This window comes from Fluctibacter halophilus (assembly GCF_020687825.1).
GTDB classification, from domain to species: Bacteria; Pseudomonadota; Gammaproteobacteria; order Enterobacterales; family Alteromonadaceae; genus Fluctibacter; species Fluctibacter halophilus.
This window is the reverse complement of record NZ_JAJEWP010000002.1, coordinates 167,044-179,912: the sequence shown is the minus strand read 5'-3', so window position 1 is coordinate 179,912 and position 12,869 is coordinate 167,044. Positions and strand designations below refer to the sequence as shown.

The window sequence follows — 12,869 nt, the reverse complement described above, 5'->3', positions numbered from 1 at the left end:
ACACAGGAAATCGGTCAATCTCATGAGCAAAGTGTCGCTACCCAAAGACAAAATCAAAATTCTGTTACTCGAAGGTGTACATGCCTCAGCATTGGAAACCCTGAAGTCCAACGGCTATACCAACATCGAGTACCTTAAAACGTCTTTGCCTGAAGAGGAATTGATCGAAAAAGTCGCTGACGTGCACTTCATCGGCCTGCGTTCACGCACCCAGATCACCGAAGCGGTGGTCAGTGCGGCGAAAAAGCTGGTTGCCGTGGGCTGTTTCTGTATCGGGACCAATCAGGTCGATTTGGCCGCCACACAGAAGCGCGGTATTCCGGTGTTCAACGCACCGTTTTCCAATACCCGTTCGGTGGCTGAGCTGGTACTCGGCCAGCTGATCCTGCTGCTGCGGGGCATTCCGCGCAAAAATGCCATGGCCCATCGGGGAGAGTGGCTGAAAAGTGCCGAAGGCTCTTACGAAGCGCGCGGCAAAACCCTGGGCATCATTGGCTACGGCCATATCGGCACTCAACTCAGCATCCTGGCCGAACATCTCGGCATGCAGGTGCAGTTCTACGACATCGAGGACAAGCTGGTACTGGGTAACGCAACCCAGATCAAGAGCCTGCAACAATTGCTCGCCACCTCCGATGTGATCAGTCTGCACGTGCCCGAAACGCCACAAACCCAGAACATGATTGGCGAACGTGAGCTGTCGCAGATGAAAGATGGCGCCATCCTGATGAACGCGGCCCGTGGCACGGTGATCGATATCGACGCACTGGTCAACGCACTGCGCAGCGGCAAACTCAACGGCGCAGCCATCGATGTGTTCCCGGTCGAGCCCAAATCCAACCAGGAAGAATTCGTCTCGCCGTTGCGTGAATTTGACAACGTGATCCTGACCCCGCATGTGGGCGGCAGCACCCAGGAAGCCCAGCAAAATATCGGCATCGAAGTCGCCGGTAAGCTGGCCAAGTACAGTGACAACGGCTCGACCTTGTCGGCGGTTAACTTCCCCGAAGTGTCCCTGCCGGATCACCCCGGTCGGTCACGGTTACTGCACATTCACCAGAACCGTCCCGGCGTGCTGACCCAGATTAACCAGGCGTTTGCTGAAAAGGGCATCAACATTGCCGCTCAGTACCTGCAAACCAGTGCTGACATTGGTTACGTGGTCATTGATGTGGACTCGGACGATGCCGATGACGCGTTCGAGCAACTGACCCAGATTGACGGGACGATCAAAACCCGGATCCTGCACTGATATGCAAACGCCCGCACCTGCGGGCGTTTTTGATTGGGCTGAAAGAAAAAACCGCGGGCGCATTTCTGATAGGGTAAATAAAAACGGATGTGGCACCCTGTCACCATCCGATCCAATAAGGGGATACACATGATGTGGCGTGTGCTCAGCAGCATTTTCGGTGTACTGGCATTACCGGCAGCAGCCGCAACCCTGTCCGTGCAGGTACTCGATAACCAGGGCGTCCCGCTGCCACAAGCGGTGGTCTATGCAACCCCCCTTGATACACCGCGACCCGACACACCGGCCGCCCCCGCGGTGATGGATCAAATCGACAAACAATTCGTGCCCCACATTCTGGTGGTGCAGCGCGGTAGCGAAGTGGCGTTTCCCAACTCCGACTCCATCAAGCACCACGTGTATTCGTTTTCACCGGCAAAGACCTTTGAACTACGCCTTTATTCCGGTACAGACGCCGCACCGGTTGCCTTTGATCAACATGGTACCGTTGAGATGGGCTGTAACATCCATGACTGGATGTTGGGTTACGTCAAGGTGGTCGACACGCCCTACTTTGCCAAAGCCGACCGCCAGGGCAGTGTAACGCTCGATATTCCGGCAGGACGCTACCAGGTCAACCTGTGGCACCCCCGCATTCAGGACAATGAAGAAACCCTGGTACGTACGCTGGACGTGACCGACAGCAGCCAGTGGACACACACCCTCAGCGAGGATCTGCTGCGCGACCTCAGCGGCTATGAGAAAACCACGGAGACCTTCAATGACTACTAAGTGTCGGCTTATCTTCGCAGGATTGGCCTTGTTGTTGAGCTCGCTGGTAGCAAACGTTCAGGCTGCCGAATGGCAGGGCCTCATTCAGCTTGGCGCACAACACAGCACGGGTGACACCAGCTTTATTGACAGTGGCACCGGCCTGTTACGCTACAGTGAGGACGATAACCCACTGCAACTGTATCAGGCGGTGCTCAACGTCCGACAGGACATTGGCAGCGCCTGGTCCGTCGACATCACCGCCAACGGCTATACCGACGGTGATCAGAAACTGGGCCTGACCCAGGCCCAGTTGGAATACAAACCACTGATGGCAGGCCCGGTCAAATGGCGTGGACGGGCGGGTTTTTTCTACCCGCGCATGTCGCTGGAAAATGTCGATGTGGGCTGGTTATCGCCCTACACCTACACCAACTCCTACATCAATAGCTGGATCGGTGAGGAACTGCGGATTCCCGGTCTCGAATTGACCCTGTATCGTCCCGGACGTGCGGTGCGTAGCCCCTGGTCCTGGGAGCTTCATGTCGGTGCATACCGGGGCAACGACCCCCTGGGTACGGTGATTTCCTGGCGCGGTTTCGGGTTACATGACCGTCAGACGCTGAACAATGATCGGCTGAATTTTGCCCCCTACCCATCGGTCACCAGCTATTACGGCCTGTGGCACCCGGCCTGGGTCGAGCCTTTCCATGAGATTGACGGGCGCACCGGATTTTACGTTGGTGCCCATCTGGCGTATTTCAACCAAAGCGAACTGCGCTATTACTACTACGACAACAATGCCAACCCCAATGCGGTTAACGACCAGCGATTGTATGCCTGGGATACCCGTTTCCACAGCCTCGCCTGGCAGCACGATTTCAGCAACGGCACACGTCTGATTGGGCAATGGATGTCGGGCAGTACACTGATGGGACAACGCTATGTGTATGCCGACTTCGACAGCGTCTATATCATGCTGACCCAGCGATTTGGTGATGGTCGCCTGTCGGTGCGTTGGGAACGTGTTGAGGTGGATGAGGATGACGTGCGTCCGGACGATCCCAACGACAGCGACGGCCATGCCTGGACCCTGGCCTGGCGTCAGGATATTAGTGAACACTGGCAATGGGGCGTCGAGTGGCAACACAACACGAGTCGCGCGGCCAATCGCCCGATGCTGGATGTTTCGAGTCAGCAAGACAGCAACGCAGCACGGCTGACCGTGCAATACCGAATAGGAGCGCAGTAGTGGCCAGTGGCTTAAACCACCTGACATTGACCGTCAGCAATCTCGATCGCGCCCTGACATTTTATACCCAAGTACTGGGGTTTAAACCCCATGCGCGCTGGGACAATGGCGCATACCTCAGTCAGGACAGTCTGTGGCTATGTCTGAGCAAAGGCACCAGTCAGCCGGCCAAGGATTATTCCCACATTGCCCTGAGCGTCACCGCAGAAGGGTTTGAGTTGCAATGCAACAAGTTACGACTGGCCAATGCCCCACAGTGGCAGGACAACAGCAGTGAAGGACAGTCGTATTACTTTCTGGATCCCGACGGTCATAAACTCGAGATCCATGTCGGTGATTTGCAAAGCCGCCTGCAGTCCCTGCGCACGGCATCGTACGCAGGCTTACAGTGGTTGTGACACATGGCATAGGGCCATGGCCCCATGCAGCGTGAAGGCTTACAGGAAGGTGTAGACCAGCGTCACAGCGGTCTGGGTATCAAGGTTCTCGGTGCCATCCGCGACGTCAGTGTTGTGATCCAGTGTCAGGGACAACTTCATCGCCAATGAGCCATTGATTTGCGCCGACAGGCTGGTTTCAGATTTTGACTTGGTATTGTCAGAACCCACCTCAGTGCTCAGCAACTGCTTGAAGGTCGCGCTGTCAGAAATCTTCCATTGGTAGTCCAACGCCGCCCGCACAATCATGCCGCTGACCGATTCGCCTTCCTCAGTTTTGGCATAGGAATAACCCGGACCGATGCTGTATTCAAACTTGCTGGTTTTGTCGCCCCACAACTTCTGGCTCCAACCCACTGCCAGGGTCGACTGGTAGTCATAGCTGCTGAAGCGGTCATCTTCATACGAGCCGAACACGAACAGCCGGTGGTCGGGGTTTTCCAGTTTGTAGTTACCCTGGCCTGACAGGAAGTATTTCTGTGCCGTGGTCTGACTGTCTTCTTCACCATTGTCCAGCGCCACTTCATCTTTCTTGTACAGGGCTTCGGCGACGAAATCGTTACTCCAGCTCTCCAGCTCCTGGTGCGCAGCCAAACGACCTTTGACCGAGGTGGTTTCGGTATTACCGGTCGTCACAATCAGGCCGAACTCGCCGTCCATGGTGAACGGTTTGGTTTCATCCTGTGCATAGGCAGAGGTTGCACACAGCAAGGCAGTTGCAATCAACGTTTTTTTCATAGCTTTCTTTCCATTTATCCTTTAAAGGCCTTGGCCTGATTGGCGTTTGTGATGCTCAGTAAGCGTGTACAGTCTACCCCATCTACCGCCGGGGCAACGAAGTTGTGACTGCTACACACACTCAGAAAAAGTTATATACCAGTGTTACCGCCGTTTCCGTGTCCAGTGAACTGCCCACATGCTGTGGCCGGGTATTGTGGATCATGTTGAGCGACAGCTTCATCGCCAACGCACCGTTAATACGTGCCGCCAGAGATGTTTCTGATACCGAACGGGAAAAATCAGTGTCTGTCTCGGTGCTGAAAAACTGTCGGAAGGTGGATGTCTCGGTCAGCTTTTTTTCATATTCCAATGCGGCCCTGACAATCAACCCCATCTGGTCGTCACCGTCACTGCCATCATCGACCCGAGACACCGCGTAGCCGGGCCCCACACTGTAGCGTAACTCACTGTCTTTGGTGTCCCACACCTGGGTGCTCCAACCCACCGCCATCGCAGCCTGGTAATCATAGCCATTGAAGCGATCGTCTTCGTACTCACCGTAGATGAACAGGCGATGATTGGGATCTTCCAACTTGTATTCCGACTGGGTGGAGAGAAACACCCGCTGCGCGCTGGTAAAGCTCTCCGAACTGCCGTCTTCCAGGTCGCGGTCATTGCGTTTATACAGGAAATTGACGGTGTACTGATGATGCCAGTCCAGCAGGTTGTGCTTGGCATTGACCTTGCCGGTCAGGGTGGTTCCCTGAGTATTACCGGTGGCTTCGAGTATGCCCAGCTCTCCGGTCATGGTGAAGGTTTTGACCTGCTCTCCGTAAATCGGCGTATCCGACAGGAACAGATCATCAATGGCATCCAGTTGAGCATAAGTATTACTGGCAAATGCGCAGCAAAGGATCAGCAGCGTTTTCTTCATTCAGGCAATCAGGCGTTGGTTGGCGTTGCAAAATCAGCAGTTTACCCGACCAGCACGCAAAGTTCAGCCCTGCAAGGCGCATTTTTTGCAGAAGATATGCAATTTGATACCTGTGTATCAGCGCAACTTACTGATGCGCCTCTATCACGAAGAAGGCGCCATGATCGCCAGCATCTTATTGGCTTCCAGTGTGGTGAAGTGGATGGCATCATCCAGTGACTCATCATCCAGACCGGCACTGTTGAGCACCAACGGGTTGACCAGGTCCTGCACCTGATACATGCCATCACTCACCACTGCTGCGGCGGCGCGAATGGCGGTAAACAGAATGGCAATTTCTTTGTTGGTCAATGCTTTACTTTCGTTGTGCAGGTTTTCCACTGCATAATGCAGCTGCACAGGCAATTGCCAGGCCTTGAGGATTTCAGCGCTGCACTGGGCATAGGTAAAGCCCAGCACCTGTTGTTGCTTTTGCCAGGGTGACACTTGCTTGGAGTACTCAGCACAGGCTTTGGCGGCCTCAGGCTGATGCTTGGCCACCACCAATTCACCCAGGTTATGCAACAACCCTAACAGGAAGAAGCGCTCGCTGCCGCGTACCCGGGATTGCTTGGCCAGATGCTTGGCGATAAGGCCTGCGTACATGCTGAGTTTCCAGAACCGCTGTAGGTCCACATCGTCATTGGAGAAGTGACTGAACGCACTGCTGGCGGTTTCTGCCATGACCAGATTATACAAGGCTTCCCCACCGATCACATTGACCGCTTTGGTGATGCTGTCAACCTGTGACCGGAAACGAAATAACGGACTGTTGGCCAGCTTCAGCAACTTCGAGGTGAGCGACGGATCAGTACTGACCACCGTGGCGATGTCTTCAATCGCCGAATTGTCGTCATCCAGCATACGACGGATGGTCAGACACACGTCTGGCAGAACGAAGGATTCAGATGCTTTCTCAGCGTACTCAGTCAGTTGCATAGAAATGATCAGGGCTTGTACAAAAATTGAGTGGCTGATTATAACTGAGGCAAACAAAAAATGCGGCCTTTTTTGTTGCCCGGTTTGTGCACAGAAAGTGTTGATTTTTTGTGCCATTTAACGTAACACGAAGTATTCCTTACCGGCATTCACCACTGCCAAATACGTACCTTGCAGAGGAACCTGATGACGTCACCGTTGCAACTGCCGCCCAGACTGAACGCCTTATTGGAAAGCCGTGCCATGCTTGAACTGGGCCTCAGTGGCGTGCTGATGCCGCTGCTCAAAACCGCACCACAGGGCGACGGTCATCCGGTCATGGTGATCCCTGGTTTCACCACCACCGACGTGGTAACCCTGCCGATGCGACAATACCTGAAGCAATTGGGCTACCGTGTGGAAGGTTGGCAATTGGGGGCCAACACCGGCCGAGATCTGCGCGCTGGCTATCCATACATTTCCGATCGGCTACTTAATCGTTTCCTGCAGTTTCGGTTTGAGCAGGCCCGTCCGGTCAGCCTGATCGGCTGGAGCCTGGGCGGCTTGCTGGCACGGGAAATCGCCCGCCTGGTGCCCGATCACGTCAGGCAGGTGATCACCCTGGGCAGTCCGTTTGCCAACACCCACAGCAGTCTGCCGTGGATTGCGGGATTGTTTCGTCAACTGAACCGCCCGTTGCGACACCTGCCCCAGGAAGCTCATCAACGTTTGCGCGCGCCGCTCGATGTCCCCACCACGGCGGTGTACAGCCGTACCGACGGCATTATCCACTATCGCGCCAGTTGTATTCCACAGCTCAGTCCCAACAGTGAAAACATCGCCGTATCGGCCAGCCACCTCGGCATGGGCCACCATCCTCAGGTGCTGTGGCTGCTGGCTGACAGGCTGGCGCAGGCGGATGGCCACTGGAGGCCGTTCACGCCCCCCAGTGGCTTGTCGTGGGCCTTTCCCCGTCAACGGCCAAGGTCAATGACATGACCCAACAATGGCCTGTTAACGAGTCGATTGAGTTGTGTGTGGACGATCTGGGTAACCGGGATGCGCCGGTGGTACTGCTGATCATGGGGCTGGGCATGCAATTGATCCATTGGCACGATGGCTTTTGTCAGTCGCTAGTAGACCGGGGCTTCAGGGTCATCCGTTTCGATAACCGTGATGCCGGCCAAAGTACCCATTTGCACGCCCTTGGTGTTCCCGGCAACTGGTTACTGACCCGACAGCGGCTGGGCATGACCCGCACCAGCGCTTACAGCCTGACGGATATGGCCGAGGATGGCTGGCAACTGCTTGACCAACTTGACGTGCAACAGGCCCACCTGTTTGGCGCGTCCATGGGAGGCATGATTGCCCAAACCATGGCGCTGCAACAGCCAAAGCGCAGCCTCACCATGACCTCAGTGATGTCGAGCCCGGGAGCACCGCTGCGCCCGGGTCCCAACTGGTCGTTGCTAATGCACATGGCTCGCACGCCGAGGCGAGACAAGGATGGTTTCCTGCAACACACCCTCGCCTTATGGCACCGCTTGAATGGCACCGTGTATCCGTTTGATCGCGACTACACCGCAGCATTGATCCAGCGTGCCCAGCAACGGGGCATGCGGGTGGGCAGTCTGCGACGTCAGCTCAGTGCCATTTTGACCCAACAGGACCGGCGCTCGGCATTGGCCAGCCTGAAGGTTCCTTCACTGGTGATCCACGGTAAAGCCGATCCGCTGGTCCCCTTTGCGCAGGGACAGGCGACCGCACAGGCGCTCGGCAACGGGCGACTGCTGGCCATCGAACACATGGGACATACCCTGCCTCAAGCGGTGTGGCCTGACATCCTGGATAACTGGCAGGCGATGACCGAACAACGTTGATCAGCCGTTATTCCGGTTGTGCCCAGCGGGGAAATCGGGCGACAGCAAATCGCTCAGCGTAGATCGCCTGCAATTCGCCGGATTGGTACAAGGCTTCCATCGCCTGATCATATTGCGTTGCCAGCGCCCGGCCGGTGTCGTTGGGCTGAAACACCAGCCACAGACGGCGCTCTGGCACGATTTGCAGTTGCGCAAAGCCGGCGTCGGGTTTGATATGATTGGTGTACTCGAGTACCCCATCGATGCGCTGTGCTGATAACAGCGACAAGCCCCTGCTGCCTTGCTCAACCGGATAATGCACCACGTCTGATGGAATAAAACGGGCAAAGTCATAACCCCGATACCATGCCAGCACCAGACCCGCCAGGTCCTTCGGCGCTTCGATATGATGACGCTTGTTGTCATACAACAACATCAGTGGCGCCTGAATATCCAGATGCCACTGGGGACGCCAAAAGCCAGGGTGGTCATCCGCATAGGCGCCGACCAGGATATCCGCGCGACCATCCAGAAACCGTGCCGACAATCCACCGTAGTGCCCTTGCAGGAAGATTACCCGATTGCCCTTAAACACCCGCTTCAATAAGCGGTCGTAAATGCCCTGTTCGTCCGGTTGGGAATAGCCCGGCCAGTGGTCGCTGGCCACCACAATCGGTCTTGCAATAGCCAGACTTGCGAAGATAACGCTAATCAAGAAAACCGAACTCAGTCGGAAGATGGTTCGTCGTCCCAAAACGCCCCCTGCTCAGGTATAGAAGATGGTTGTTCACCTGCACGCTGCCTGGCAAGTGCCCGGCGCTTGCGTTGCTGACAAGCCCGAATGATGGTGCGCCTGACGCCGTCATCGAGTTGCTGCCAATACAGACGTTCTTCGCGCGAGCGAAAACACCCCAGGCAATACCCTCGGGGGCCTGACTGGCATACCCCGATACAGGGGCTGGGAATGTCAAAAAACTCGAGTTGCTGCACAGGCGCTTGGATCATCTCAGGCAGATTATCATCGCAAGCATAGCACGTCGATTTGCCCTTGTGGGCAGAAATTGTAAGCGTTTACGCTCGGCCACAATGAGGTGTGGCCACAACGGTGTTTAGCCACAAATACACAATAAAAAAGGGCCCGAAGGCCCTTTTTTCAATCATGCTCAGATCACTTTTTCTTGGCTTTCGGATTCGGCAGATCAGTAATGCTGCCTTCAAAAATTTCCGATGCCAGACCGATGGACTCGTTCAACGTCGGGTGGGCGTGGATAGTCAACGCCACGTCTTCGGCGTCTGCACCCATCTCGATGGCCAGGCCAATTTCACCCAGCATCTCACCGGCATTGATACCGACGATGGCACCACCGATCACACGGTTGGTGTCTTTGTCGAAAATCATTTTGGTCATCCCTTCGGTACGACCGGAGGCAATAGCACGACCAGAGGCAGCCCACGGGAAGGTCGCTGACTCATACTTGATACCCTGCTCTTTGGCTTCTTTTTCAGTCACACCAACCCACGCTACTTCAGGGTCGGTATAGGCCACAGAAGGAATGCATTTCGGATCGAAATAATGCTTCTTCCCGGCAATCACTTCCGCTGCCACGTGCCCTTCGTGAACGGCTTTGTGCGCCAGCATGGGTTGACCGACCAGGTCACCAATCGCATAGATGTTAGACACGTTAGTACGCATCTGCTTGTCAACGCTGATAAAGCCACGCTCATCAACATTCACACCGGCTTTGTCAGCCGCTACCAGGGCGCCATTCGGACGACGGCCCACTGCCACCAGCACTTTGTCATACTTGACCGGCTCAGCAGGCGCTTGCTTACCTTCGAAGGTCACGTACAAGCCGTCTTTCTTCGCTTCAACCGCAGTCACTTTGGTTTCCAGCATGACGTTGAACTTGTCTTTGACGTACTTCTGGTAAATCTTGATGACGTCTTTGTCTGCGGCCGGGATCAGTTGATCGAGGAATTCAACCACATCAATTTGCGAGCCCAGTGCGCGGTAAACGGTCCCCATTTCCAGACCGATGATGCCGCCACCCAGTACCAACATTTTTTCCGGCACATCCTGCATTTCCAGTGCACCGGTGGAATCGATAACGCGAGGGTCATCATGGGGAATGAACGGCAGGGTTACCGGCTCAGAGCCGGCAGCAATGATGGCGTTGTCAAACGTAATGGTGGTTTTGCCGTCTTTGCCTTCCACTTCCAGGGTGTTGCTACCGGTGAATTTACCGTAACCCTGAACGTGCTTCACTTTACGCATCTTGGACATGCCCGCCAGACCTTTGGTCAGCTGACCGACCACGCTGTCTTTCCAGCTGCGAACTTTGTCGAGATCGATTTTCGGCTCACCAAAGGTGACACCGTGAGCAGCCATTTCTTTCGCGTCGTCAATCACCTTGGCAACGTGAAGCAATGCTTTGGAAGGAATACAACCGACGTTCAGACACACACCACCTAAGGTTTCACGTGCGTCAACAATGACAGTTTCAATGCCCAAATCTGCTGCACGGAATGCTGCAGAGTAACCACCAGGACCGGCGCCAAGCACCACTAACTGGGTTTTAATCTCGCTCATTATGACCTCAATCTCGAATTTTGTTGGTACAGACGGGGCGAAATTTTACATACCCTACCTGCCCTTAGCAAAAAAAAGCGTCACTTTTTGTCACACTTTCTGAAAAACCACAGCCGGGGTTACATACCCCGGCCAATATGGATGGCGCTCCTTACAGCAACATCTGGCGCAAATCACCCAACACATTGCTCAAATGCACCGCAAACCTTGCGGCCACCGCACCGTCAATCACCCGGTGATCGTACGACAACGACAGCGGCAACATCAGGCGAGGCTCGAAGTCCTTGCCGTTCCATTTGGGTTTAATCTCGCTTTTAGAGACGCCCAGAATGGCCACATCCGGCGCATTGACGATCGGCGTGAAGGCTGTACCACCAATCCCGCCAAGGCTGGAAATGGTAAAGCAGCTACCTTGCATGTCGGCCGCTTTGAGCTTACCGTCACGGGCTTTAACACTGATCTCCATCAGCTCTTTGGACAGCTCCATGATGCCCTTCTGATCCACGTCCCTGACCACCGGAACCACCAGACCGTTGGGTGTGTCCACTGCAATGCCGATGTGGTAATACTTCTTCATGATCAGGCTTTCACCAGACTCGGACAGAGAAGAATTAAACACCGGGTAAGCTTTCAGTGCATCTGCCACGGCCTTCATCATGAACACCAGTGGGGTAATCTTCACACCCAGCTTTTTCTTCTCTGCCAGGGCGTTCTGCTCTTTGCGAAACGCTTCCATGTCAGTGATATCGGCTTCTTCAAACTGGGTCACATGGGGAATGGTCACCCAGTTACGGTGCAGGTTAGGCCCGGAAATTTTCTGAATGCGAGTCAACTCAACTTCTTCAACGTCGCCAAACTTGCTGAAGTCCACCTTGGGTGGCGCAAGAACCTGCAAACCGCCGGAACCGCTACCAACCGATGACCCTGGAGTCATTTTTGGCCGTGACAGTTCGTATTTTACATACGACTGCACGTCTTCTTTGAGAATACGGTTTTTCGGGCCAGTGCCTTTCACCTGAGACAGGTCTACACCAAACTCACGGGCCAGTCTGCGCACCGCGGGCGAAGCGTGCACCTTGCCACCCGGCTTGCGCTCACCCGCCGACGGGTGATGGGGAACCGGTGGCGGCTTAGGCGCACTGGCGGGTGCCGGTGTGCTGGCTGGCGCAGGGCTGGCAGCTGGCGCCGGGCTTGGCGCTGGCGCAGGGGCGGCTTCGCCTTGCACTTCCAGTTCAATCACCAGTGAGCCCTCAGAGACCTTGTCACCGACCTTGACCTTAACCGCTTTGACTTTACCCGCTTTGGGGCTGGGTACATCCATGGTTGCCTTGTCGGTTTCCAGGGTGATCAGGCCGGCTTCGGCGTCAATCTCGTCCCCTTCACTGACCAGCACATCAATGACATCCACATCGGTGTCGCCACCGATATCCGGCACTTTGACCTCGATGGTTTCACTACCACCGGATGTCGGCGCAGGTGCAGGGCTGGAGGCAGGCGCTGGTGCGCTGTCAGCGGGCGCGCCGTCAGCCGTTTCCAACAGCAGGATAAGACTGCCTTCAGACACCTTGTCACCGACCTTGACCTTAAGGCTTTTGACCACGCCCCCCTGGGGGGCTGGCACGTCCATGGTCGCCTTGTCTGTTTCCAGGGTGATCAGCCCGGTTTCTGCGTCGATGCTGTCCCCTTCGGCAACCAGCACATCAATGATTTCCACATCGGTGTCACCACCAATATCCGGCACTTTGACTTCCACGGTCGCGCCACCTGAAGACGGCGCCGGACTGGCAGCAGGTGCTGGCGTTGGCGCAGGTGTCGGTGCAGGCTCGGGGGCTGACGCGGGTTCGGATGCTGCTTCAGGTTCAGCCTCACCACCACCGTCAACGGCCATTTTGGCAATCAGGGTGTCCTGACTGACTTTGTCGCCCACCTTGACCAGAATTTCTTCTACCTTGCCGCCAAATGGCGCCGGAATGTCCATACTGGCCTTGTCACTCTCTACGGTGATCAGTGCGGCTTCAGCGTCAATGTTGTCACCCACGCTGACGCATACTTCAATGACTTCAACCTCTTCGCCACCGACATCTGGCACAACCACGTCTTTAACATCTGACATTTTGC

At 55.4% G+C, this 12,869-nt stretch carries 13 protein-coding genes; 6 read left to right on the top strand and 7 right to left on the bottom strand.

Annotated elements, in window-relative coordinates; translation table 11 throughout:
• Window positions 1-22 precede the first annotated feature (22 nt).
• The 4 genes from serA to LJ739_RS09530 all read left to right on the top strand — a co-directional run bounded on the left by serA (window position 23) and on the right by LJ739_RS09530 (window position 3,652).
• Window positions 23-1,252 (top strand): phosphoglycerate dehydrogenase, encoded by a 1,230-nt coding sequence (gene serA, locus LJ739_RS09545; RefSeq protein ID WP_229159854.1) that lies wholly within the window; start codon window positions 23-25, stop codon window positions 1,250-1,252.
• Window positions 1,253-1,381: 129 nt separating this feature from the next.
• Window positions 1,382-2,023, top strand: coding sequence for a methylamine utilization protein (locus LJ739_RS09540; RefSeq protein WP_229159851.1), 642 nt, complete (start codon window positions 1,382-1,384; stop codon window positions 2,021-2,023).
• Complete coding sequence (locus LJ739_RS09535; RefSeq protein ID WP_229159849.1) at window positions 2,013-3,254, top strand: hypothetical protein; 1,242 nt, start codon at window positions 2,013-2,015, stop codon at window positions 3,252-3,254. The genes LJ739_RS09540 and LJ739_RS09535 overlap by 11 nt, the downstream gene beginning before the upstream one ends.
• On the top strand, window positions 3,254-3,652 hold the full coding sequence (locus LJ739_RS09530; RefSeq protein WP_229159846.1) for a fosfomycin resistance glutathione transferase: 399 nt from the start codon (window positions 3,254-3,256) through the stop codon (window positions 3,650-3,652). The genes LJ739_RS09535 and LJ739_RS09530 overlap by 1 nt, the downstream gene beginning before the upstream one ends.
• 39 nt (window positions 3,653-3,691) lie before the next feature.
• On the opposite strand, the gene LJ739_RS09525 is transcribed toward LJ739_RS09530, so the two are convergent.
• The 3 genes from LJ739_RS09525 to LJ739_RS09515 form a co-directional block, all read right to left on the bottom strand.
• Window positions 3,692-4,429, bottom strand: a complete 738-nt coding sequence (locus tag LJ739_RS09525) for a DUF481 domain-containing protein (protein WP_229159844.1) — start codon at window positions 4,427-4,429, stop codon at window positions 3,692-3,694.
• 121 nt (window positions 4,430-4,550) lie between these two features.
• Window positions 4,551-5,345 carry a DUF481 domain-containing protein gene (locus tag LJ739_RS09520; RefSeq protein ID WP_229159842.1) on the bottom strand — a complete coding sequence of 265 codons (795 nt, stop codon included), beginning with the start codon at window positions 5,343-5,345 and terminating at the stop codon, window positions 4,551-4,553.
• Window positions 5,346-5,489: 144 nt separating this feature from the next.
• Window positions 5,490-6,323: an HDOD domain-containing protein gene (locus LJ739_RS09515; protein ID WP_229159840.1), complete on the bottom strand. Its 834-nt coding sequence runs from the start codon at window positions 6,321-6,323 to the stop codon at window positions 5,490-5,492.
• A 186-nt stretch (window positions 6,324-6,509) separates the two neighbouring features.
• Between LJ739_RS09515 and LJ739_RS09510 the strand changes: the two genes are divergently transcribed.
• Both LJ739_RS09510 and LJ739_RS09505 read left to right on the top strand, forming a co-directional pair.
• Entirely contained in the window at window positions 6,510-7,301 is a 792-nt protein-coding gene (locus LJ739_RS09510; protein ID WP_229159838.1) for an esterase/lipase family protein, read from the top strand.
• Window positions 7,298-8,182, top strand: a complete 885-nt coding sequence (locus tag LJ739_RS09505; protein ID WP_229159829.1) for an alpha/beta fold hydrolase — start codon at window positions 7,298-7,300, stop codon at window positions 8,180-8,182. Before LJ739_RS09510 ends, LJ739_RS09505 begins: the two co-directional genes overlap by 4 nt.
• Before the next feature lie 7 nt (window positions 8,183-8,189).
• On the opposite strand, the gene LJ739_RS09500 is transcribed toward LJ739_RS09505, so the two are convergent.
• The 4 genes from LJ739_RS09500 to aceF all read right to left on the bottom strand — a co-directional run bounded on the left by LJ739_RS09500 (window position 8,190) and on the right by aceF (window position 12,864).
• Entirely contained in the window at window positions 8,190-8,876 is a 687-nt protein-coding gene (locus LJ739_RS09500) for a substrate-binding periplasmic protein (protein WP_229159827.1), read from the bottom strand.
• 11 nt (window positions 8,877-8,887) lie between these two features.
• Window positions 8,888-9,166 (bottom strand): DUF1289 domain-containing protein, encoded by a 279-nt coding sequence (locus tag LJ739_RS09495; protein WP_229159825.1) that lies wholly within the window; start codon window positions 9,164-9,166, stop codon window positions 8,888-8,890.
• A gap of 163 nt (window positions 9,167-9,329) precedes the next feature.
• Entirely contained in the window at window positions 9,330-10,751 is a 1,422-nt protein-coding gene (gene lpdA, locus LJ739_RS09490) for a dihydrolipoyl dehydrogenase (RefSeq protein WP_229159823.1), read from the bottom strand.
• A gap of 151 nt (window positions 10,752-10,902) precedes the next feature.
• A complete protein-coding gene (gene aceF / locus LJ739_RS09485; protein ID WP_229159822.1) occupies window positions 10,903-12,864 on the bottom strand; it encodes a dihydrolipoyllysine-residue acetyltransferase in 1,962 nt (653 codons plus the stop codon).
• Window positions 12,865-12,869: the final 5 nt, after the last annotated feature.

Coding starts and splice junctions, on each gene's coding strand:
- serA (WP_229159854.1), top strand. CDS start 23: ATGAGCAAAGTGTCGCTACCCAAAGACAAAATCAAAATTCTGTTACTC.
- LJ739_RS09540 (WP_229159851.1), top strand. CDS start 1,382: ATGATGTGGCGTGTGCTCAGCAGCATTTTCGGTGTACTGGCATTACCG.
- LJ739_RS09535 (WP_229159849.1), top strand. CDS start 2,013: ATGACTACTAAGTGTCGGCTTATCTTCGCAGGATTGGCCTTGTTGTTG.
- LJ739_RS09525 (WP_229159844.1), bottom strand. CDS start 4,429: ATGAAAAAAACGTTGATTGCAACTGCCTTGCTGTGTGCAACCTCTGCC.
- LJ739_RS09520 (WP_229159842.1), bottom strand. CDS start 5,345: ATGAAGAAAACGCTGCTGATCCTTTGCTGCGCATTTGCCAGTAATACT.
- LJ739_RS09515 (WP_229159840.1), bottom strand. CDS start 6,323: ATGCAACTGACTGAGTACGCTGAGAAAGCATCTGAATCCTTCGTTCTG.
- LJ739_RS09510 (WP_229159838.1), top strand. CDS start 6,510: ATGACGTCACCGTTGCAACTGCCGCCCAGACTGAACGCCTTATTGGAA.
- LJ739_RS09505 (WP_229159829.1), top strand. CDS start 7,298: ATGACCCAACAATGGCCTGTTAACGAGTCGATTGAGTTGTGTGTGGAC.
- LJ739_RS09495 (WP_229159825.1), bottom strand. CDS start 9,166: ATGATCCAAGCGCCTGTGCAGCAACTCGAGTTTTTTGACATTCCCAGC.
- lpdA (WP_229159823.1), bottom strand. CDS start 10,751: ATGAGCGAGATTAAAACCCAGTTAGTGGTGCTTGGCGCCGGTCCTGGT.
- aceF (WP_229159822.1), bottom strand. CDS start 12,864: ATGTCAGATGTTAAAGACGTGGTTGTGCCAGATGTCGGTGGCGAAGAG.